18 protein-coding genes are annotated in these 22,865 nt (G+C 61.9%); 9 read left to right on the forward strand and 9 right to left on the reverse strand.

Translation table 11 applies throughout. The annotated features are described in order from the left end of the window. The first annotated feature begins 23 nt into the window (after positions 1 to 23). The 7 genes from HXS65_RS11810 to HXS65_RS11840 all read left to right on the forward strand — a co-directional run bounded on the left by HXS65_RS11810 (position 24) and on the right by HXS65_RS11840 (position 9,700). Positions 24 to 821 carry an SDR family NAD(P)-dependent oxidoreductase gene (locus HXS65_RS11810; RefSeq protein ID WP_176493926.1) on the forward strand — a complete coding sequence of 266 codons (798 nt, stop codon included), beginning with the start codon at positions 24 to 26 and terminating at the stop codon, positions 819 to 821. Continuing rightward, positions 818 to 1,813 (forward strand): 2-dehydro-3-deoxygalactonokinase, encoded by a 996-nt coding sequence (locus HXS65_RS11815; RefSeq protein WP_255304492.1) that lies wholly within the window; start codon positions 818 to 820, stop codon positions 1,811 to 1,813. Before HXS65_RS11810 ends, HXS65_RS11815 begins: the two co-directional genes overlap by 4 nt. 27 nt (positions 1,814 to 1,840) lie before the next feature. Further along, positions 1,841 to 2,455, forward strand: coding sequence for a 2-dehydro-3-deoxy-6-phosphogalactonate aldolase (locus HXS65_RS11820; RefSeq protein ID WP_077376324.1), 615 nt, complete (start codon positions 1,841 to 1,843; stop codon positions 2,453 to 2,455). Between the two features lie 40 nt (positions 2,456 to 2,495). Beyond that, on the forward strand, positions 2,496 to 3,452 hold the full coding sequence (locus HXS65_RS11825; protein ID WP_176493928.1) for an SMP-30/gluconolactonase/LRE family protein: 957 nt from the start codon (positions 2,496 to 2,498) through the stop codon (positions 3,450 to 3,452). A gap of 44 nt (positions 3,453 to 3,496) precedes the next feature. After that, positions 3,497 to 5,725, forward strand: a complete 2,229-nt coding sequence (locus HXS65_RS11830) for an alpha-galactosidase (protein WP_176493929.1) — start codon at positions 3,497 to 3,499, stop codon at positions 5,723 to 5,725. Positions 5,726 to 5,769: 44 nt separating this feature from the next. After that, on the forward strand, positions 5,770 to 7,758 hold the full coding sequence (locus HXS65_RS11835; RefSeq protein WP_176493930.1) for a beta-galactosidase: 1,989 nt from the start codon (positions 5,770 to 5,772) through the stop codon (positions 7,756 to 7,758). Between the two features lie 556 nt (positions 7,759 to 8,314). Continuing rightward, positions 8,315 to 9,700, forward strand: a complete 1,386-nt coding sequence (locus tag HXS65_RS11840; protein WP_176493931.1) for a GntP family permease — start codon at positions 8,315 to 8,317, stop codon at positions 9,698 to 9,700. Positions 9,701 to 9,821: 121 nt separating this feature from the next. On the opposite strand, the gene HXS65_RS11845 is transcribed toward HXS65_RS11840, so the two are convergent. The 7 genes from HXS65_RS11845 to HXS65_RS11875 all read right to left on the reverse strand — a co-directional run bounded on the left by HXS65_RS11845 (position 9,822) and on the right by HXS65_RS11875 (position 17,293). After that, positions 9,822 to 10,142 carry a hypothetical protein gene (locus tag HXS65_RS11845; RefSeq protein WP_176493932.1) on the reverse strand — a complete coding sequence of 107 codons (321 nt, stop codon included), beginning with the start codon at positions 10,140 to 10,142 and terminating at the stop codon, positions 9,822 to 9,824. A 155-nt stretch (positions 10,143 to 10,297) separates the two neighbouring features. Beyond that, positions 10,298 to 12,526: an FUSC family protein gene (locus HXS65_RS11850; protein ID WP_176493933.1), complete on the reverse strand. Its 2,229-nt coding sequence runs from the start codon at positions 12,524 to 12,526 to the stop codon at positions 10,298 to 10,300. 3 nt (positions 12,527 to 12,529) lie between these two features. Further along, positions 12,530 to 13,447, reverse strand: a complete 918-nt coding sequence (locus HXS65_RS11855) for an HlyD family secretion protein (protein ID WP_077376306.1) — start codon at positions 13,445 to 13,447, stop codon at positions 12,530 to 12,532. A gap of 220 nt (positions 13,448 to 13,667) precedes the next feature. Continuing rightward, complete coding sequence (locus tag HXS65_RS11860) at positions 13,668 to 13,907, reverse strand: DUF1656 domain-containing protein (protein WP_240499517.1); 240 nt, start codon at positions 13,905 to 13,907, stop codon at positions 13,668 to 13,670. Positions 13,908 to 14,293: 386 nt separating this feature from the next. After that, on the reverse strand, positions 14,294 to 15,589 hold the full coding sequence (locus HXS65_RS11865) for a TRAP transporter large permease (protein ID WP_176493934.1): 1,296 nt from the start codon (positions 15,587 to 15,589) through the stop codon (positions 14,294 to 14,296). Next, positions 15,579 to 16,106 carry a TRAP transporter small permease gene (locus HXS65_RS11870; protein ID WP_255304493.1) on the reverse strand — a complete coding sequence of 176 codons (528 nt, stop codon included), beginning with the start codon at positions 16,104 to 16,106 and terminating at the stop codon, positions 15,579 to 15,581. Before HXS65_RS11870 ends, HXS65_RS11865 begins: the two co-directional genes overlap by 11 nt. Positions 16,107 to 16,303: 197 nt before the next feature. Next, positions 16,304 to 17,293, reverse strand: coding sequence for a DctP family TRAP transporter solute-binding subunit (locus tag HXS65_RS11875; protein ID WP_255304504.1), 990 nt, complete (start codon positions 17,291 to 17,293; stop codon positions 16,304 to 16,306). Between the two features lie 744 nt (positions 17,294 to 18,037). Between HXS65_RS11875 and HXS65_RS11880 the strand changes: the two genes are divergently transcribed. Then, the gene (locus HXS65_RS11880; protein ID WP_176493936.1) at positions 18,038 to 19,639 is read left to right on the forward strand and encodes an MFS transporter; all 1,602 of its coding nucleotides are present in this window, start codon (positions 18,038 to 18,040) and stop codon (positions 19,637 to 19,639) included. A 200-nt stretch (positions 19,640 to 19,839) separates the two neighbouring features. On the opposite strand, the gene HXS65_RS11885 is transcribed toward HXS65_RS11880, so the two are convergent. Beyond that, entirely contained in the window at positions 19,840 to 20,586 is a 747-nt protein-coding gene (locus HXS65_RS11885; RefSeq protein ID WP_176493937.1) for an RNA polymerase sigma factor FliA, read from the reverse strand. Positions 20,587 to 21,058: 472 nt separating this feature from the next. On the opposite strand from HXS65_RS11885, the gene HXS65_RS11890 reads away from it, so the two are divergent. Beyond that, a complete protein-coding gene (locus HXS65_RS11890) occupies positions 21,059 to 22,144 on the forward strand; it encodes a FliC/FljB family flagellin (RefSeq protein WP_176493938.1) in 1,086 nt (361 codons plus the stop codon). Between the two features lie 205 nt (positions 22,145 to 22,349). On the opposite strand, the gene fliE is transcribed toward HXS65_RS11890, so the two are convergent. Next, on the reverse strand, positions 22,350 to 22,709 hold the full coding sequence (fliE, locus tag HXS65_RS11895) for a flagellar hook-basal body complex protein FliE (RefSeq protein ID WP_176493939.1): 360 nt from the start codon (positions 22,707 to 22,709) through the stop codon (positions 22,350 to 22,352). Positions 22,710 to 22,865 lie beyond the last annotated feature (156 nt).

Consider the following 22,865-nt stretch of genomic DNA (forward strand, 5'->3'; position numbering starts at 1 on the left):
TCACGCTGCAGAAGGGACTCATCATGACCCGTACCGCATCACCCCATACTGAACTCCCCGCCTTCGCGGACTTTCGCTACCCGGACCTCGCAGGTGCCAGCGTCTTCATCACCGGCGGAGGCTCGGGTATCGGTGCCGCATTGACCGAAGGCTTCCTGGCGCAAGGTGCCAAGGTCGCCTTCGTCGGGTTGTCCGATGCCAGCGAATTCTGTGACGCCATGGAGGCCCGATACGCCAATCGCCCCCTGTTCATCCGCTGCAACATCCAGGAGATCGAGGCATTGCAGGCGGCTGTTGCACAGGCGCGCGAGGCCCATGGCCCGATAGGCGTTCTGGTCAACAATGCGGCCCGCGACACTCGCCATACGCTGGAGGAATGGACGGTGGAGCAGTGGGATGAATCCATCGCCACCAACCTGCGTCCCCAGTTCTTCACCGCTCAGGCGGTCGCGGCTGACATGCGTGCACTGGGAGGCGGCGCCATCATCAACCTGTCTTCCAACAGCTACATGCTGGGGCTGGGGGGCTATCCCACCTACGTCACCGCCAAGGCCGGCATCATGGGGCTTACCAAGGCGCTGGCGCGTGAACTGGGCCCGGACGCCATTCGCGTCAACTGCCTGATTCCGGGCTGGGTGATGACGGAGCGTCAGCGCGAGCTGTGGGTCAACGACAAGGACTTGAACGAGTGCATTGATCAGCAATGTCTGAAAGAGGCCATTCCGGTCGAGGACATGATCAATCCGTGCCTGTTCCTGGCCTCCAGCGCCTCGCGCATGATGACCGGCCAGCCGATGGTGGTAGACGGAGGCCGAGTGTGAGCGCCGTCAGCGTCACGCCGGCCTGGATCGCCGTCGACTGGGGTTCCAGCAATCTGCGCGCCTGGGCCGTCAATGGCGACGATGCAGTCATCGCTCAGGCCAGCAGTGCCCGCGGCATGCTGGGACTGGCGGCGGATGAGTTCGAGGATGTACTGCGCGTGCTGATCAATGACTGGCTGCCCGAGGACTCCACCTCAAGCATGCCGGTGTTGATCTGCGGCATGGCGGGCGCACGCCAGGGCTGGGTGGAAGCGGCCTACCTTCCGGTCCCCGGTGAGCAAGCGCCTGCCATCGATGTCCTGTCTGGCCTGGCAGAGCAGCTGACCCATGTGGCAACGCGCGACAGACGCATCGCCGTCACCATCGTGCCGGGGCTGTGTCAGCACCAGCCGGCCTTTGATGTCATGCGCGGCGAGGAGACACAGCTGGCGGGTCTGGTCGCCGCTCAGCCGGGCTATAGCGGGGCCGTCTGTCTGCCCGGCACCCACGCGAAGTGGGCACAGCTCGAGAACGGTTCGATCACGGGCTTCACCACCTTCATGAGCGGTGAACTCTACAAGCTGCTCAGTCAGGATTCGGTCCTCAAGCACTCCGTGGCGGGAGGGGATCTTGCCGATGAGCCACAGCGTCAGGCATTTCTGGCAGGCATCGATGCGGCCATGGCGGAACCGGCGCGCATGACGGCGGCGCTGTTCGGCATCCGTGCGCGGGATTTGCTCGATGAACGCCTCGATGATGAGGCCTCGCGCGCAGCCTTGCTGGGTGCGCGGCTTTCCGGTCTGGTGCTGGGCCTTGAGCTGGCCGGTGCCACATGCCTGCAGCCGCAAGGGTCGCTGATCACCTTGATCGGTGATGACACCTTATGCCAGCGCTATCGGATCGCACTCGAGCATCTGGGCTATCGCGTCAGCCTGGCCGCCAATGCCGACATGATTCTGGCCGGGCTCGGGCGCATTCATCACGCCTGTCAGGCACGCCTCGCCACTGACTGACACCCCCATCTTCCCCTGGAGAATTCCATGAGCCTTCCCCTGGTTGCCATTCTGCGCGGCGTCACGCCGCAGGAAATCATCGCGATTGCCGACGAGATCATCGCGGCGGGCATCACCCGCATCGAGGTCCCGCTCAATTCGCCCCAGCCGCTGGTCAGCATCGCGGCGCTGGTCAAGCACTGTGCGACGGCCCATGACGGCCAGATCCTCATCGGTGCCGGCACCGTCCTGACGCCGGAGCAGGTGCGGGACGTGCACGGCGTCGGTGGTCGGCTGATCGTGTCGCCCAATGCCGATGTCGAGGTCATTCGCGAGAGCCGCCGACTCGAGATGGTGTCCATGCCAGGCATCGTCACGCCGACGGAGGCCTTCGCGGCCCTCGCCGCCGGCGCCTCAGGTCTCAAGCTCTTCCCGGCGACCCAGGTCGGTATCGTCAACATGAAAGCGATGCTGGCCGTGCTGCCCACAGGCACCGAGCTGTATGCCGTCGGGGGCATCGGCAGTGACAACTTCGCGCAATGGCGTGCGGCGGGTGTCCATGGTGCAGGTCTGGGAACGGCCATCTACACGCCGGGTCTGACGGCTTTTGACGTCGGTGAACGAGCACGCAAGCTGGTCTCCGCCTGGACCGCCGCCGACTGAGCCCCGGCGGCTCTCCCACAGGATTCACGAGGAGTAACGGATGACACGATCGACCTGCCTGGGCACGGCTGAGCGCCTCGTGGCCAGCCACTGCGAGCTGGGAGAAGGCCCCGGCTGGACACCCGCCACAACCACCCTGCCTGCGCGGGTGCGCTGGCTGAACATCCTCGCCGGCGAGCTGCATCACGCGGCCGCGGATGGCAGTGATCACGTCATCACTCAGCTTGCGCGCCGCACCTCCTATGCGGCGGTCACCCTTGAAGGCGACTACCTGCTGGTCGGGGAAGGCATGCTGTCACGTTGGAACCCCGAGACAGGCGCCGTGGAAGATGTCATGTCCTTCGAGGCGGACGCCATGCCCGCGACACGCAGCAATGATACTCGAGTGGATACCCACGGCAGTCTGTGGCTCTCGAGCATGGGCTGCAACGCCGAGACCGGAGCTGGCAGTCTCTACCGCCTGCACCGCGGCAAGCTTTGCAAGCTCATGGATGGGCTGACCATTCCCAATGCGCTGTGTTTCTCGCCGGATGGCCGCTTCGCCTATTTCACCGACACCGTTACCGGTCAGGTGATGCGCTGGCCGCTGGACGCCGATGGCTGGCCACTCAAATCAGCAGGTGAAGGGTCAGCAAGTGAAGGGGCGGCAGGTGAATACAACGCTCCTGAGGTCTGGGCCGATCTGCAAGATTGTGGCGGTGGCCCGGATGGCGCCGTGATCGACGCCGACGGCCATATGTGGATTGCGCTCTGGGGGGCCGGCCGCGTGGCAAGGCTGGATCATGACGGCAAGGAAATCGCTCATGTGGCCCTGCCGGTCAGCCAGCCCTCGTGCCCGCTGTTCGGTGGTGAGGGGCTGAGCACGCTGTATATCACCACGGCGCATGAGGGCATGGCCACGCCGGATCATGTGGCGGGTGATGGTGATCTCTTCGCGCTGGACCTGTCAGCACACGGCTTCAAGGGACTGGCAGAAGCGCCGCTGGTGTTGGGCTGACACTGCCATTCCGTCTCTGATTCTTCTTTATTTCTGGACCTCTCATGATGACCGCAGACGCTCCATCCACCCGACCTTCGGCAACGCCCGACGCGACATGGTCCCCCCAACAGCAATGGCTGAGCCTGAGCGCCGACGGCATCCAGCTGCAGCTGGATCTCGCCGATGGCCTGCTCAAGCTGGCCCACCTGGGGCGCATCGCCCCGGTCACGCCAGCCCAGCACCGCCTGATGAGCGCTGCTGCCACGCCCCAGGCAAGCCTCGATCAGCTGCCGCCCAATACCTTGTTCAATGATGCCGGGCTTGGCTTTGCAGGCTATCCGGCCTTGATCGGTGACCGTGATGGACGTGACTGGCTCACCGACATGCGACTGAGTGAGGTGGCGTGCTCGACCGATTCACTGGGCGCGCATGCCCAGCTGACACTGGCGGATGCCACGAGCGAGCTGGAAGTTCTGCTGTCACTCACGCTCACCATCGAGGGGGTGCTGCGTCAGTCCACCACCCTGCGCAATCCTGGTACGGCCGACTATCGTCTCGAGTGGCTGGCGGCCTGCTGCCTGCCACTGCCGAATCGCTTCGAGCAGTGCCTGAGCTTCGGTGGCCGTTGGGTCCAGGAGTTCACCGAGACACGCCACGCCTTGAGTGAAGGTACCTTCACACTCGAGAATCGGCGCGGGCGCAGCTCTCACCAGCGTGTGCCCTCCCTCATCGTGGGTACCGAGGGCTTCAGTGAGCAGTCCGGGGAGGTCATCAGCGCGCACCTGGCCTGGAGCGGCAACCATCGACTGCTGGTGGAGCGCCAGTTCGATGGCAGCACGCAACTGCAGCTGGGCGCACTGCTGTTGCCCGGTGAGCAGGTACTGGCCGCCGGGGACAGCGTCACCACGCCGGAAGTCGTCATGGCGTGGTCTGACACGGGCATCAATGGCGCCAGTCAGCGCATGCATCGTACCTTGCGTGCACGGCTTGACTGGCCGACGCCGAACAAGCCTCGCCCGGTCCACGTCAACACCTGGGAGGCCCTCTATTTCGATCACGACGCCGAGCGGCTGGAGGAGCTGGTCACCGCTGCCGGCGACGTCGGCGCGGAACGCTTCGTGCTCGACGATGGCTGGTTCGTGGGCCGCGATGGTGAGCGAGCAGCGCTGGGCGATTGGTACCTGGATCAAGGCAAATACCCCGAGGGGCTGGGGCCCTTGATCGCGTCCGTCCATGCCCAGGGCATGGAATTCGGTCTGTGGGTGGAACCCGAGATGGTCAATCCTGACAGCGCGCTCTTTCGCACGCATCCCGACTGGATACTGGCGCTGGAAGGCCGTGAGCAGCCACTGGGGCGGTATCAATGCGTGCTGGATCTCACACGCCCTGACGTCACTGACTATCTGTTTGTGCGACTGGATGCCCTGCTCAGCGACTACCCGATCCGCTATCTCAAGTGGGACATGAATCGCGACCTCACCCACGCCGCGACCCAGTCCGGCGAGCGACGCGGCATGCCTGCAGCGCATGCTCAGGTACAAGCGCTCTATGCGCTGCTCGCACGTCTGCGCCAGGCGCACCCTGAGGTGGAAATCGAGAGCTGCGCCTCGGGGGGCGCCCGTACCGACCACGGCATTCTGCGCCACACCCATCGCGTCTGGACCTCGGACTGCAACGACCCGCATGAGCGAACGCACATCCAGCGCGGTGCCAGTCGCTTCCTGCCACCGGAGCTGCTCGGGGCTCATATCGGGCCGGAGCATGCACATACCACGTCGCGGCGTACCTCCCTTGCCTTCCGTGCCTCCACGGCCCTGTTCGGTCACCTGGGCCTTGAACTGGACGTCAGCCAGCTCGCGCCACGCGAGCGTGGGGAGCTGCGCGTCTGGATCGAGCGCTACAAGGCATTGCGCGGGCTGTTGCATGGCGGCGTGAGCTGGCGTCTGGACTGCCTGGATGACGGCCAGCATGCACATGGCGTGGTCAGCCAGGACGGTGAAGAGGCGCTTTACTGCATCAGCCAGCTGGCCATGCCACGACACGCCGTACCTGCGCCACAGCCGCTGGCAGGGCTCATCGCCGAGCAGCATTATCGACTCGAACTGTTGGAACTGCCGGAACATCCCGAACGCCGCATGAAGCAGCTGCCGGCCTGGGTGCAGGCCCAGCTCTCGGGGGAGCCCGTCGTCGCCAGTGGCGAGATGCTGATGCGTACCGGGCTTGCCCTGCCGGTGCTCGACCCGGAACAGGCGATCCTGATCCACCTGACGGCGGCACACGACGTTGACTGAGCCTGTGCTCCAGCTATCACTTCACCGATTCAAGGATGACCTGTATGCAACTCGGCGTCTGTTATTACCCGGAACACTGGCCGCGTGAGCGCTGGGCGCAGGATGCCCGTGACATGTTCGAGGCCGGCATTCGCGTGGTGCGCATAGGCGAGTTCGCCTGGAGTCGGCTGGAGCCGCGCTCCGGAGAGCTGCGTTTCGAGTGGCTCGACGAGGCCGTTGAGGTGCTTGCCCGCGCCGGTCTCAAGATCGTGATGGGAACCCCGACGGCCACGCCCCCGAAATGGCTGGTGGATGCCCATCCCGAGATACTGGCCGTCGATGAGCATGGCCAGGTGCGAGGGTATGGCTCACGTCGCCATTACTGCTTCTCCTCGCCCGTCTATCGCACTCAGAGCGAGCGTATCGTGCGTCTGATGGGGGAGCGCTACGCCACTCATCCGGCGATCATGGCGTGGCAGACCGACAACGAATACGGCTGTCACGACACCATCCTCAGCTACTCTCGAGCGGCGCGCGCAGGCTTCCCTGAGTGGCTGGAACAACGCTACGGCAGTGTCGAAGCGCTCAATGAGGCATGGGGCGCGGTGTTCTGGAGCCTGGAGGTGACCGCCTTCTCGCAGGTCGAGGCGCCGGTCGGCACCGTCACCGAGCCACATCCGGCGATCGTGCTGGATTATCGTCGCTTCTGCTCCGACATGGTGGTCGAGTACAACCGGCTTCAGGTCCAGACGCTGCGAGACAGCGGCGTGAACGTCGATATCGTGCACAACTTCATGGGCCTGTTCACGGAGTTTGACCACTTTGACGTCGCCCGGGACCTGGACATCGCCAGCTGGGATAGCTACCCGTTGGGCTTTCTGGAGCGTGGTGCCCATCCCGAGGCCACCAAGGCGTTCTATCGCCAACAGGGCCACCCTGATTTCGCCGGTTTCCACCACGACCTCTATCGCGCCATGTGCAAGGGGCGCTGGTGGGTCATGGAGCAACAGCCGGGTCCGGTCAACTGGGCCATCAGCAATGCCGCCCCACTGCCCGGCATGGTTCGCCTCTGGAGCCATGAGGCCTTTGCCCATGGCGCGGAAGTCGTTTCCTATTTCCGTTGGCGTCAGGCCCCCTTCGCGCAGGAACAGATGCATGCGGGTCTGTTGCGTCCGGATGGTTCACCGGCCTCGGCCTGGCCGGAGCTGTTGCAGGTCCGCGATGAACTGGCTCGCTTGAGCGCAGAAGGCCTCAGTGGGCGCGAGATCGAGACCGAACAGGCCCCTGTGGCCTTGATGTTCGACTATGCCTCGATCTGGGCCTGCCAGATTCAACCGCATGCCGAGGACTTCGATGCGTTGGAACTGCATCTGAGCTGGTACAGCGCCCTTCGCAGGCTGGGTCTGGACATCGACATCGTCTCCCCTCGTGATGATGTCAGTGGCTATCCTCTCGTCGTGTTGCCCTGTCAGGTGATTGCCGACGATGCGCTTGCGGCACGCCTGAGCGCTGCACGTGACAGCGGCAACCGTATCGTGATCGGCGCACGCTCCGGCTCACGCACGCCAGACTTCCAGATACCCGATCAACTGGCACCGGGCGCCCTCGGCGAGCTGGCCGGCGTCACGGTCGATCGGGTAGATGGTCTGCGCCCCGGTGCCTGCCCCGGGGTCACCACAGCCAATGGTTATCATGGCCACGCGTTGCGCTGGCGAGACCTGCTCGACAGCACGCGAACCACGGCAAGGGTCGTGACTCGTTTCGATGATGGAGAAGCGGCTCTCACGGAGCGCGCAGGGGTCAGCTATCTGACCGCCTGGCTTGAAGAAGACACCCTCATGGCCGTGCTGGTCGAGGAATGTCGCAAGGCAGCCATCCTTACCACCGCCCTGCCGGAGGGTGTGCGCCTGCGCTGCAGAGGCAATCTGGTGTTTGCCTTCAATTATTCGCCTGAACCACGCTGGCTACCCGAAGGCCTGGTGCCGGAAGATGGCTGGATCTGCGGAGGCCAACAGCTCGCTCCCGCTGGCGTCAGTATCTGGCGCATGGCATGAGGAGATGTCCAAGGCGATGACAGCAACGGAGCGCTTCAGTAGCCTTGCCATCATCCAGACAAGCGTCACGTACGTATGACTCCATGACCCCTGTCGGCCTCGCGACCGGCGGATGGTTCGATCGTTTCTGGCGGTGCCTCCGGGTACCGCCTTTTTCTTAAGGCGACAGTTGCCAACAAGAGTTTTCGTCAAGAGCTTGCCGCTGGCGGTGTTGAGAACACAGCCCCTTCCCGTGGCAGGTCTTCTGCTGACACGATGGTCCCTTCAGCCCTGGTGACTTGCGGAATTGGTAGGATTTTTTATTCAAACGAAAGATAACGGTATAAATTCTATCTGTTGTACCACACGCCTTGCCAACCCCCGATACGGGAGTCCCACGCTGCCACTTAAGCCGCATTGTCCTCTTGTCAGACAAACTCTACCGTGAGCCAGATGTCACTGTAGAACAGTCCATATAAAGAAATAATTACAGGAAACGCACCTGTTCACAGGACATACGTCGTCATTGGCAGACGGCACACCATGACTACAACGCCAACCACGAGATGTCCCCTTCATGAGCATTCTTGCCATTCTGATATCGCTGGGACTGTTGATGTTCCTGGCCTACCGCGGTATCACCGTTCTGTTGCTGGCACCTGTGATGGCGGCTCTTGCCGTCGTGCTTTCAGGTGATGCAGGCGCCCTGCTGCCCAGCTATACCGTCACCTTCATGAGCCAGCTGGGCGGCTACCTGGCCAAGTTCTTCCCGCTGTTCATTCTCGGTGCCCTGTTTGGCCAGTTGATGGCGGATTCCGGGGCTGCCCACGCGATTTCCGAGGGACTGGTAAGGCGCCTCGGAACCCGCCATGTGATCCTCACCGTCGTGCTGGCCTGCGCCCTGCTGACCTACGGTGGCGTCTCGCTGTTCGTGGTGGCTTTCGCCGTCTATCCCATCGGTGCCCAGCTCTTCCGGCGCACCTCGACACCCAAGCGACTGCTGCCCGCGGCACTGGCGCTGGGCTCCTTCACCTTCACGATGACCGCCCTGCCCGGTACCCCGGCGATCCAGAACGCGATTCCGATTCCCTACTTCCAGACCAACAGCTTCGCGGCTCCCGGACTTGGCATCATCGCCGGTCTGATCATGCTGGGGCTGGGCACCTGGTGGCTGAAGGGCAGAGCCACGAAAGCTCAGGCGCAGGGCGAAGGCTACGGCAAGCATGACAATGAGGCATTGAATGACGATACACCGGTGGCACGCATGAGCATGCTGTCAGCCGTGATCCCGCTGATACTGGTGATCGGACTCAATGCCCTGCTCACCTACCTTGTCTTCCCGCGCATCGACTTCTCCTATCTCAATGATGCCTTCCCGGAGCTGGACCCGGCCGGCGCCACCGGCATGTGGTCGATATTGATCGCGCTGAGCTGTGCGTCACTCTGGCTGGTGGTGACTCGCTGGAAGCAGTGGGCTGACTTGAAGACGACGGTCAACAATGGCTGTTTCGGTGCCATGCTGCCCGTCTTCAACACCGCCTCGGAGGTCGGTTATGGCGCCGTGATCGCAAGCCTGGCCGGCTTTGCACTGGTCAAGGAGGCAGTACTGGGGCTCTACCCCGACAATCCGCTGATCTCGGAGGCCGTGGCGGTCAACGTGCTGGCAGGGATTACCGGCTCCTCCTCGGGCGGCATGAGCATCGCGCTCTCGACACTGGGCTCGACCTACATGGAGATGGCCGTCAATGCCGGGATAGACCCTGAATTGATGCACCGTGTGGCGGCACTGGCGGCTGGCAGCATGGATACGCTACCGCACTCAGGTGCAGTCATCACGCTGCTGGCCATCTGCAAGCTGACTCACCGCCAGTCCTACGGACAGATGTTCATGATGACCGTGGCGTTCCCGATGCTGGCACTGATCAGTGTCGTGACGCTGGGCAGCCTGTTTGGCAGCTTCTGACCACGACATGCCTCTGAAAGCCAAGGGCGACAGAAACGACACAGGCCACCTCAAGGGGTGGCCTGTGTCGTTTCGATACCTGAGACATCTGTCTCAGGGCGCCTTGATGGCACGGACAGTCTCAATAGACGTGATGCTGTTGGATCATGGGGACTTCGGCGCGGGCACGCGTCTTGATCCAGAGCGTCAGATCTTCCTTGTCGGCCCGGGGATTCTCCGCCACCCAGTCGACGATGCGCGAGGCAATGAACTCGGCGTAGAAGTCATCATCGAACTGCAACAGCATCAGGTCCTCACCGGCCTGGCTCACTCGCAGCAGCACTTCACTGCCGGGCAGCACATACAGGCTCAATTCGTGCAGGTATTGCGTCGTGAAGGTGACGCGCTTGAAGCGATCAGGGGCATCACGACCACAGTTGCTGATGTCATTCATGAAAGCCATGATGCTCCCCCGTAGTAGACATCTCATGCATTTCGCTCAGATATGAGCAGATATCTACAATGATAGACCAGATGCTCTTGCCACGGTTGCTTTTATTAGCGTTTTTTAACGGACCACCCGACGCCTTAGCGCGGAACATTGATCAGGCGTCAGATTCACGCGTTCTGACGCAACGCATCACTCTCGAGGGTGAGTTGCACCCGCTCCAACCAGCCCGCCAGCAAGGCTTGCTTGTGGCGACTCATGGCGTCCTGCTCGGCGATGGTCTGCGAGAATCGGCGCCCGGCCTTCTGAAGACGCCTGGGTCGCTTGCCCTGACTGCATCGCTCGAAATCCTCCGCCAGCGCCAGAATCAAGCTCTGCAAGGCACGCTGCACGGGCCTGGACATGTTCTCGCCAAGCTCCCGTCGCACGAAGCCTATTCCGCGCCCGATATCCATGCCTGTCAGGCCCAGAGACATCAGAGGCATTCCCTGTGGCTCGTCCGCGACCGCAGATGAATCGGCCCCGCCCTGACGTGACTGCTGTTCCTGTTGACGGCTTTGCTCATGGCGGGCAAGACGCAGCAGGCGATCTCCCATGCGTCCCCCGAACCAGCTGTCCACCTGCTGAGCGGGGCGTTCGGCCAGCTCCCGGATATCACTTGCCGTTGTCTGGATCAGCTGGCGTTTGTCCCAGCCGGCCCCGGGTACCGGGATCAGGCGAAACCCGAGAATGGTCACGATCAGGCCGATCCCGGCCGCCAGACTCCGGTTGAGGGTATAGGCCACATCGAAGGTCATGCCGTTGTCGGGCATCACCAGCAGGATATTGAACACCACGAACGGCAGACAGATCCCCGCCAGCACCGGCACCACGGACCCCATCAGGCCGATGAACAACGGCACACTGAAGATCAGAATGAACGGCACGAAATGCTGGGCCTGACTCAACAGGACATTGCCGAACAACAGCACACTGGGCACGGCGAACAGCAGGCCTTTGAGCACCATGGGGATGATGGGGGCGGGGTCATCGCGACTGGCGAAGATACCGGAGAACAACGTGCCCAGCAGCATGGCCACCGCCCCATTGTCCCAGGCCGTCGCCAGCCAGAAGATGGAGGTAGTCCCGAAGATCAGCATGGCACGCAGCGCATTGGTCGCCGCTCGTCCGTGATCGCGATGCCAGCTCAGACTGGGCTGGCGCAATTGATGGCGACCGGGATGATTGATGACCTCACGTGCCTGAAGCATCACCAGCGCATGGCCCAGCACTTCCCGCAGACTATAGAGCAGCCGTGCCTCGAGGGCAGACAGATTGCGCTGACCGCGCGAGATTCTCAGGCATTCTCCGCGCAGCTCCTTCAAGGTGGCGCGTGCCTGCCCGATCCCCTGGTTGTCGGCCATGCTCTGGAAGGCGCTGCCGAGTCGCTGCATCAGGTCCTGTGTCGGCTGACTGAAGCGCTCCGGTTGCTGAACGGCGGGACGCGCGAGCTGATCGTCTTGCCCGTCGTCGTCGATGGGGTTGTGGTGCTCGGACTCACCATCAACGCCAGTGGCGTGATGGCGCAGGAAGAATTCCGGGTGACGCAGCTGATGCAGCGCCTTGAGGGTGGCATAGAGGCGCATGCTCCGCCGGGTCAGCAGATGGACACCGCGGATACGCCCCTTGCCCTGAGGCCCCTCATATCGCGCGGAGTGGGCATCGATCTCGAGATTGTTGAGCGCCCCAAGGCCGGTCATCATCTGTTCGAGCATCGCCTGACGTTCCCGATTCTCCTCGGCATGACGTTGCTCGGCGCTCAGGTCATCCTGGGAGGGGTCCGAGAAGGCCAGCGCCATGTAACGGAAGGTGGCGTTGACGGCGGTATCCGCCAGCTGCCCCAGATGGTCCCGCACACGTATCGGCCAGACCAGCGCACTGACCAGCACGGCGCACAGTGCACCGAGACTCAACTCACTGAGGCGAGCCAGCGCCACCGAGAAGAAGTTGCCGGGCGCCGAGGACGTCAGCACCACGATGATCATGCAGGCCACCGCCCCCATCACGCAGCCATAGGAGAGGTTGTTGTGGGTGAGCGAAGCCCCGTAGATGCACAGGCCGATCCACAGGGTGACACTGCCCAGTGCCAATTCCGGCGCCTGGGCAAACAGCCCCATGATCACGACGGCGACACCGACACCCGCCACGGTGCCGGCGATCTGGCAGATGCCCTTCTCGACCACCATCCCCGACATCGGGCGTATCTGCAGAAAGGCCGCCGAGATCAGCGCCCAGTACGGGCGATCCAGATCAAAATAGAAGGCCGCATAGAGTGCCAGTGACATGGCAAGGACACCCTTGAAGGCGAACTTCAGGGCAAAGGAAGAGGGTCTGAGAAACGCCGCGAGTGCCGGAGACATCGATCAAGGTGCTCCGTGGCCGCTGTCCTCGGCATCGGTGATGTCACTGAGCAGCCGGACACTCGCCGTCATGCCTGCCGCCAGATTGACCCCGGACGCCCGTACCGCCTCGATATCATCGAACTCCACTCTCACCGGGATGCGCTGTGCCAAGCGTACCCAGCTGAAGGTCGCACTCACCTGCGGCAGCTGCTGGGCATTGGTCGCGGTATTGTCATCGGCGATCCCCTCACCGATTCCCACGACACGGCCCTTGAAGTCCTTGTTGCCGCTCATCAGCGTGATCTGGACCGGATCTCCCTTGCGCACATGCTGCAACTTGGTTTCCTGGAAATAGGCGCTGAGATAGAAGGAGTCATCCTTGATCAACGCCATGACCGAAGTACCCGCCGTCACATAGTTGCCCTGCGTCAGGTGCATGTTGAGGATGCTGCCATCCGCCGGGGCGGTCAGCTGGGTACGGTCAAGATCCAGTTGCGCGGATTGAAGCGCCGCCTCGGCCTGCTGCACATCGGCGCGAGCCACCTCGGCCTCGAGGCGAGCACTGTCACGCTCCTCTTCACTGATCGCCCGGTTGGTCAGGCGACTGCGTCGATTGGCTTCATGCTCCTTGAGCCGCAAGGTGGCCTTGGCACTGGCCAGACTCGCCTTGGCCTGAGCCAGTGCCGCCGCATAGCGGGCCTGGTCGATCTGCAGAATCACGTCACCCTGCTTGACGCGAGTGGTGTCCGCCACGTTGAGTTCACTCACCCAGCCGGACACGTCAGGGCTCAGCGTGATCACCTCGGCACGCACGCGAGCATCCCGCGTCCAGGGACTGTACATGTAGGTCTTCCACAGCCAGATGGCACACCAGACCGCCACGGCCACCAGACACAGGGTAATGACCCATTTCACGACTTTCTGTCGAGACTTGCTCATGCAGTTTCCTTGAAGAGTTGATCCTGACGGGAGCCTCGGCTCACACGAGGTTGCGCAGAGTGATGCTTGCCAGTGACGCCTGAGCTCGACCGCCTTCGAAGATGGGGTGACGTTGCGACAGTGACGCGACAGGTAAATGACGAGGGACATCTGACGCTTGCGACGCGAGCGCTGTCGCGATGACGATGAGTGACGGACCAGACGCGATTCGGTGAAGGCGTCAGGTCACCAGTGCGACGATTCCCGTCAGACAGATGATGAAGAGCGAGATGTCGAACCAGGCCTCGAACCATAGCTCATGATTGGCAAGCACCCGGTGCAGCAACGAGCGAATCAACCCGGCGATCACCAGCGCCGCCAGCGCATAGACCAGCATGGGGCTGATCAGGAATTCTCCCACCACCATCTCGTGCAGTGCATTGAAACCTGCCAATGGCATGTCAGGGGGTGTTTCGTTCATCGACACATGTCCTTGGAGATCCTCTGGAGGTGAGATCACGCATACGGGGGCGATAGGCGAGATTGGTCGCCAGCATTGACGCTCAGTCAACGTCAACCAATGGAGGCAGGTCCGCCTGCATTCAAGGTCTCAAGCGCCCGCCACCCCACAAGAATATATGCAGGCTAACATTTATCAAGCGAGTTGCCACGTGCTCGTGATGAGACGCGACAGTGCGCAAGTGCTTCCCCCTGCTGGGTTTTCCAGTAGGGGGAGCGAGTGAAGACAGCGTCCGGGCAGAACATCTGGTGGGTGTGGCAGTCATGACAAGCGGCTTGCCTCTCGACAAGCCGCTTTTGAAGGCTCCGCTTCGCTTTCGCACTCAACAACGCGCTCACTCGGTTGCGTTACACGGCATAACCGAGGATGCGCGGCAGCCATAGCGCCAGTTCCGGGAACAGCATCACCACTGCCAGGGCCGCGAGCATCGCCACGACAAAGACTATCGCCCATCCGACGGTCTTCTCGAGTCGGACACCGGCCACGCTGCTGGTCACCATCAGATTGACGGCCACCGGCGGCGTGAACTGGCCGATCGCGATGTTCATGGCCAGCAGAATCCCGAACCATACCGGATGCCACCCGAAGTGCTGCATCACCGGAATCAGCACCGGCATCAGGATCAGGTAGATGGAGACCGCATCCAGCAGCATCCCGGCGATCAGTACCGCCACCATCACCAGAATCAGCAGCACCGTGCCGCTATCGGACAGCGTGATCAACCACTCGGCGAGATGGCGGAAGGTACCCAGCATGGTGCCGGCCCAGGCGAATATGCCCGCCAGCGCGATGATCAGCATCACCACCCCCGAGATCACCGCTGCTTCCCTGAGCAGTTCCCACACCTGAGAGAGCTTGAGCTCACGGGTGATGAAGAGCCCGACACACAGCCCGTAGGCAGCCGCCACCACCGCCGCTTCCGTGGGCGTGAAGAGGCCTGAGCGCAGCCCGCCGAGGATGATCACCGGTGCCAGCAGCGCGGGGATCGCTGAGCGGAACGCCGGACCCAGCGCGATACGTTCCACCTGAGTCGGATCTTCCCAGCGATAGCGCCGCGACAGCACCCAGGCCGGTACCAGCAGTGCCGCACCGACCAGCAAGCCCGGAATCAGCCCTGCGGCAAACAGCGCGCGCAGATCCACCCCCGGCACCACGATGGAATAGAGGATCAACGCGATGGAGGGCGGGATCAGGATCGCCGTGGAGGCCGAGGCCGCAATCAGCGTCGCCGAGAACGCCTTGGGGTAGCCCGCCCGTGTCATGCTGGGAATCATCACCATCGCCACCGCGGCGGCATCTGCCGGGCCGGAACCACTCATGCCGCCCATGATCAGACACACCAGCACTGCCACCAGCGCGAGGCCACCGTGACGCGGCCCGATCAACGCCTGGGCAAAGCGCACCAGCCGCGCCGCCACTCCGGCACGCTCGAACACCAGCCCCGTCAGGATGAACAATGGAATGGCGATCAGCGGATACTTGGCAATGCTGTTGTAGGTATTGGTCCCCAAGGTGGCCAGCATGCTGACCGGCAGCCCCGCGACGATACCCACCGCCCCCGACAGCCCCAGCGCGAAGGCGACCGGCACGCCGAGTATCAACAGCGCGGCGAAGCTTGCGAGCAACCAGAGATCAGGACTCATGATCTGACTCCTTGTGCTCCGGCGACGCATCCTGACCGGGTCCATGACCAGGCCCTTGCGCAAGACGCTCGACACATTGCTGCAGCTGGCGCCAGGCCATCGCCAGCGCCAATATCGGCAGCCAGATCACGTACCACCAGTTGGGCAGGCCCAGTCCCGGTGACAGCGACTCCCACTGATACTCCTCCAGCGCGAAGGTGCCGCCAAACCAGACGACCAATCCAAGCACGACAAGTACCGCCAGGGTCTGCAACACCACCACCAGTCGCCACAGCGGCAACGGCAGCACGTCTTCCAGCAGCGCGATACGAATATGTGCCTGACGGCGAATCGCCACCGAGGCGCCCGCCAGCGTCAGCAACACCAGCAGGAAGACCGAGAATTCCTCGGTGAAGGCAAAGGAGGCATCGGTGGCGTAACGCACCACCACGTTGGCCAGACTGATGATGCCGATCAGGCCCAGCGCCAGCGCCGCCAGCCAGGATTCCGGCCGCACGCGTGGCGGTGGCCTATCCACGGGGGCAGGCGCTGCGCTGGTGCCAGTTTGATGTGAGGCTTGTTGAGACGGTTGTTGCGACTTTTGCGACATGACACGCGATCCACACGAACGCCGAGGCTGTCAGGCCCCGGCGTGGTTCTTCACTCAATAACGCGCACAGACCGCATTATTCCCGATGTCATCTGCTCCGTGATCAGCGGCGATCATGGCCAGACTCAGCGCGAGGCCTCGACCTCGGCACGTGCCGTCTCGACCAGCGCCTCACCGATCTTCGGTGTCCAGCTTTCGTAGACCGACTGGGTGGCATCACGGAAGGCCTGCATCGCATCGTCATCGAGCTTGACGACATTCACGCCGCGCGCCTCGATATCCGCCAGCCGCTGGGCATTGCCTTCACGACTCATGGCGATCTCCCAGGCACCCGCTTCCCTGGCGGTCTCGGTCAGCAGAGTGCGCTCCTCCTCACTGAGCGACTTCCAGACACGCTGGTTGGCGGCGAAGATCAGCGGGTCCGCCATGTAGTGCCAGAGGGTCAGATGAGTCTGGCCGACCTGATCGATCCGCGCGACATCAAACACCGACAGCGGGTTCTCCTGACCATCCACCGCACCGGTGGTCAGCGCCGGCTTGGCATCCGCCCAGCTCATCTGGGTCGGGTTGGCGCCCAGCGCCGTGAAGGTGTCCTGGAACAGCGGCGACCCCACCACACGAATCTTCAGGCCTTTCAAGTCGTCCGGCGTGGTGATTGATTTCGAGGAATTGGACACCTCACGGAAGCCATTCTCGCCCCACGCCAGCGGCATGATGCCCTTGGACTCGATGGCGGCGAAGACCTGCTTGCCCGACTTACCCTGGGTCAGCGCATCGATGGCGGCGTGGTCCGGCATCAGGAACGGCAGCGAGAACAGGTTGAGCTCCGGCACCTGGGGCGACCAGTTGATGGTCGAGCCCACCGCGAGATCGATCAGCCCCTGACGCATGGCCGAGAACTCCTTGGTCTGATCTCCCGCCACCAGCTGGGCATTCGGATAGACACGCAGGGTGAGATCGCCACCGGAGCGCTCCTCTACCAGTTCCGCCCACTTCTCGGCTGCCTGCCCCCACGGGAAGGCATCCGACAGCACGGTGGAGACGGACAGTTCACGCGCCTCGGCATCACTCGCCATCAGTGGTGACAGCAGAGCCAGGCCAAGCACGCCAGCCATCAGGGCAGCGCGACTCGGGGCGGCAACACGCGAAGAAGTAGTGGAAGGAGTTGCAGACATTGAAGCGTGGCGATGCCATTGACGAGAGACGGTGTCAGTTCCGGAGGCGGAATCAGCGTTGGCGAGTGCGGCGGTCAGGGTCATGAATAACCTCTTGATTATGATGTTGTTGAGTGTGTCCTCGGGCAGATTCGCATCTACTTTGGTCGCTGACCATTCGACCATGCGACAGATCGGCGCTTTTTCGACGCTGAGGTGCTGTCTCACTCCATTCACATCACTGTATATGCATCCACCCCTCGGGTTTTCCGAGACTTTTTGCGTACGAAACTCTCGACCATGTGGTGTCATCAACGTGTGTTGCCAAGGAGTGCATCCAGCGATGCAAGAGGGCCAACCCCCGCGCAGGCCCCGCCAACAGGGAGTTTCAGGATATTTCACTTTGCTTGATGCCGTGCCTTTTACAACGCCAGCGTGCCCCCAGCCCCTCCGAGGTCAGGATTTCACGGGTTACTGTATATCCATCCAGCCAATTACATCATTGCGACAAATTTCCAGATCTGTCGCCTTTCATCCACGCAATGGCGCGCCACGGGTCGCAGACTGCGGATTCGGTCGGTAGACTGAGCGCCGTTCCCGCAAGGACCAACCACGACTGACCATCACCACGCACGCAAGTGTCGTACCTGACATCTCGTCGGCACCGCTCAAACGGTACCGACCTTGACCGATGAGGCCCCTTCCATGCCGCACCCCCAGCAGGAAGCCATACCCACTCCCACCTTCGAGACCGAGCCGCTCGACACGCCGCCCAAGCGACTGCAGCCGACCAGCAGTCTGGGCGCGGCGGTCGTTCTGTGGTCGCTGCTGCTGGGAATGGGGATGCTGATGCTGGCCAACGGACTGCAGGGCAGTCTGTTGGGGATTCGTGCCTCCTCGGAAGGCTTCAGCAACACCATGACGGGCATCATCATGTCGGCCTACTTCGCCGGCTTCCTGCTGGGCTCTACGCTTGCACCGCGCAAGCTGCGTCGGGTCGGCCATGTGCGCACCTTCGCGGCGCTGGCCTCCATCACCTCGGTGTGCATCCTGATCCACGCGCTCTATGTGGTGCCCGAGGTGTGGATCGCGATGCGCTTCATTACCGGTTTCGCCTTCGCCGGCCTCTACGTGGTGGCGGAGAGCTGGCTCAACAGCCAGGCGACCAACCAGATGCGTGGCCGTCTGCTGGCCATCTACATGGTGATCACCTATCTGGGCATGGGCGGTGGCCAGCTGCTGCTCAACGTCGCCAACCCGAATACCTATCTGCTGTTCATCCTGGTCTCGGTGATCATGTCCTTGGCGCTGGTGCCGATGCTGCTGTCCGCCTCACCGCAACCGGAAGGCGCGCAGCCGGAAGCCATGGGGATCGTTCGTCTGCTACGTCTGGCACCGCTGGGCACCCTGGGCGGCTTCGCCACCGGTATCGCCAACGGCACCGTCTTCGGCATGGGCGCGGTGTATGCCGACCGCGCCGGCCTGCCGGTGCAGGAAGTCTCCTGGTTCATGGGCGCCTTCATTCTGGGTGCCGCCCTGCTGCAATGGCCGCTGGGCAAGCTCTCCGACAAGCTGTCGGCCAAGAAGGTGATTCTGGGCTGCAGTGTCGGGGCGATCGCGCTGTCCATCGGCGGCGTGCCGTTCAGTGGTGGCAGCATGCTGACCATGGCGCTGCTGGGGGCGGGGCTCGGCGGGTTGATCCTGACCCAGTACTCGCTGTTCCTGGCGGCAGCCAACAACCTGCTGACCACGCCACAGATCATCTCCGCCAGCGGCACGCTGGTGCTGATGCATGGCGCGGGCGCGATCCTTGGCCCGCTCACCGCGGGTCTGCTGATGGAGCGCTTCGGGGCCGTCGGCTTCCTCTATACCCTGACCGCCATCCACGTGCTGATCGTGATTCTCGCCGCCAGTGTCACCAGCAAGCCGCGTCAGGTGCTGGATGCCGAGGATGGCGATCACCCCGGTCACTATGTGGTGGCGCCCTCCACCACCAGTCCGCTGAGTGCCGCCTGGGTCGAGGAAGCCATCACCGAGCCCGAGACCGGTCAGCTGGAATTCGACTTCGATGCCGAACCTGAGCCGGAGCCTAGCGAGGAAGAACTCGCTGCCCAGCAACAGGAAGCGGCCTCTGAAACAGAAGGAGGCGTCGTGCAGCAGGTCGACAACGAGGAAGGCGTGATGAACGACCGCGTCACTGGCATGGAAGACGACTGGCATCTGGATGGCCATATCGACGAGCAGGCCCAGCACCTCAGTGAAGAGCAGCGCCGCGTCAGGTCGGAGCCGGAGCGCGAGAGCTACTGATCACGCCTGACGGCATGCCAAGATTGACAATAAAAAAGAGATAACCAAGAACACCGCCCTGAGAGGCGGTGTTCTTGTTTGGAGCGGGCGAAATAGCGGCGGGCGAACAGGGACAGAAAAACAAGGGCAGCCGAAACAGCAAACGGTTCAGCGGGGGGAGAAAGACCAGGGAAACGAAGAAGGCTCAAAACGATAAAGGATCAGCGGCGACGCTTGCCCGCCCGCGCCACCAGATGCGGCGCCAATACACCCTGCAGACGGCGCACGGCCTGAGAGTGCAACTGGGAAACCCGCGACTCGGTGACATCGAGCACCGCGCCAATCTCCTTGAGATTGAGATTCTCCTGATAATAGAGCGCCATCAACAGCTTCTCGCGCTCCGGAAGCCGTCCGATGGCCTCGGTGAGTGCTCGGCGAGTATCGGCCTCCTCCAGCGCCTCGTGGGGCAAAGCGAAGGGTTCCGCGTAGGGAGTGGAGATTCCGCCCGGCGCAGCGCCATCCTCATCCAGCATCTCGTCCAGCGACATCACCATGCCGTTGTTGGTATCCAGCAGCAGGCGTCGATAGTCCTCCAGCGCAAGCCCCATGGCAGCGGCGATCTGGGTCTCCTCGGGCGGATAGCCCAGACTCTGCTCCAGCTGCTGGATCACGCTCTCAAGCTCGCGCCCGGCCCGGCGCACACTGCGTGGCAACCAGTCTCGCGAGCGCAGCTCATCGAGCATCGCACCCCGGATGCGCTGACTGGCATAGGTGGCAAAGCTGGCGCCGTGGCCCTGCTCATAGCGGCCCACGCATTCACACAGCCCCAACATGCCGGCCTGAATCAGATCCTCGAGATCGACACTCGCTGGCAAGCGCACTTGCAGCTGAAGCGCGATCCGGCGCACCAGCGGTTGGTATTCAGAGTAGATATCCTGCTGGGCCATGCGCCCATTGGCGGTATACATCGGCGTCCTGGTCCTCGCTTGCATCCCTCGGGGTCGTTTGACTCAGGGTCGTGCCCCCCATCCTCGGGACTCCTGTTCCCAGCGTATTGTCGCGCCCCCACCACAAACCATTCGCTCGAATAGCTACCCTCAGCGACGGCTTTCCTGCCTTACGTCGCCATTGGGCCTCGGGGAGGCGGAAATGAAGGCAGCCAGGAAGAGACAGGGAGGGAAAACGAGATATGCACAACTCCCGCCAGCAGGTCGACAGAATGTCGCGAAGGTGAAGCGAGAGTGGAGCGAGGATGTCACGAGGAGCACCCGTGAGGAGAGCGCGCAAGGAAAGCCAGCGGAACAGCCGGAACGAGCAACATCAAAAGGCCGCAAAAAATTTCTAAAGTTCTGTCGCGCCGCGACGATAACTGAAGCAACGGCACAGGAGTCGTTACTGGCGACACGCCATCTATCTCCCCATTACGACAGGAAGTGACACATGGCTTCAGTGATCAATACCAACACCCTTTCCATGGTGACTCAGCAGAACCTGAGTAAGTCCCAGAACGCCCTGAATACCTCCATGGAACGTCTGTCATCCGGCCTGCGTATCAACAGCGCCAAGGACGACGCCGCCGGCCAGGCCATCGCCAATCGCATGGACGCTCAAATCACCGGCCTGTCCCAGGCGCAGCGTAACGCCAATGATGGCATCTCTGTCGCACAGACGGCTGAAGGCGCATTGAATCAGGTCAACGATAACGTGCAGCGTATCCGAGAATTGACGGTTCAGGCGCAAAATGGCACCAACAGTTCTGAAGATTTGCAATCCATTCAGGACGAAATCAACCAACGCACTACCGAAATCGACCGCATTTCAAGAGAAACGGATTTCAATGGCGTCAAAGTGCTATCTGAAGACCAATCCATCTCCATTCAAGTTGGTGCAAATGATGGAGAAACAATCAACATTGATCTCAACAAAATCGACTCGTCATCTTTAGGCTTGGATACACTTGATGTCACCAGTTTGCCTAAAGCAGCTTCATTCGGGAATGGTTTCGATGATGGTAATAACACAATTGTGACAGATGACCCGACAGTCACAATTACAGACGATGGTGGCACTGAGCTTGATGGAGCAAGCGTGTTTAAAGATAGTGACAACAACTACTATATCAAAACCGCTGAAGGCGAATATTATGAAGCTGCAGCTACAAACAGCGACTCCGCTGGTGGTACCAACTATGATACAGTTACACTTGAAGCAAGTAGCACCGCTATGACAAATGATGATATTTCTAAAAATGGCTTGTCACCTCTTAGCGATATTGATGATGCCCTGAATGATATCAATAGTCAGCGCTCAGCCCTCGGTGCCCTGCAGAATCGATTTGATTCCACGATCACCAACCTCTCGACCATCGAAACCAACCTGGCCTCTGCCCAATCGCGTATTCAGGATGCCGATTACGCAGAAGAAGTCTCCAGCATGACCACTGCACAGATTCTGCAGCAGGCGGGGACATCCATGCTGACCCAGGCCAACCAGGTGCCGCAGAACGTGCTGTCACTGCTGGGCTGATCTCTGGCTCGCATGCTGCATGGACCTGTCACTCAGTAAGAGTGGCAGGCCCGTCGCTGGCAGAGGATAGTGGACTGGTTGATTTTGATCCTTTTAGCCAACAGCGCTCTTGCATTTCAACCTCCGCCAGCGATATCCAACAGCAGCAAACAAAAAAGGGCAGACGCATCGCGTCTGCCCTTTTTCATTGGAATGCGGACAGGAATCATACCGCCATGTTCATGATTTCCTTGTAGGCGCTGAGCAACTTGTTGCGCACCTGTACGGTCATCTCGAATTCCAGTGAGGCCTTCTGGCCCGCCACCATGACCTGATCGAGGCTGACATCCGGGCTGCCTAGCTCGAAGGCCTTGGCCTGCCCCGCCGCGACCTGCTGTGACTGGCTGACGCGCGCCAGCGAGTCCTTGAGCATGCCGGCAAAGTCCGACGACGCCTCAGACATCTCGCCTGGCTGCCCGCTGCCCCCCGCGGCCTGAGCCGCCATGCGCTCAAGTTGCTGCACCCCGTCCTTCATGGCGGGTGACAGCGCGGACGTCACGCTCGCACCAACTGATTCGATTGCCATCCCGCCTCTCCTGTCTCAACGCGCGCCATTCGTCTACCGCTTTCAGTGGAGCTCAGCCTATCAGCCAAACGCAGAGCTGAAAGTCGCTAATACCCGCTTTTTGACACGCTATTCGTCTGATTGGTTACCCCGACAGCTTCGATAATGGGCACCCTG

It is taken from the genome of Cobetia sp. 5-25-4-2 (assembly GCF_013374075.1).
Classification (GTDB): Bacteria; Pseudomonadota; Gammaproteobacteria; order Pseudomonadales; family Halomonadaceae; genus Cobetia; species Cobetia marina.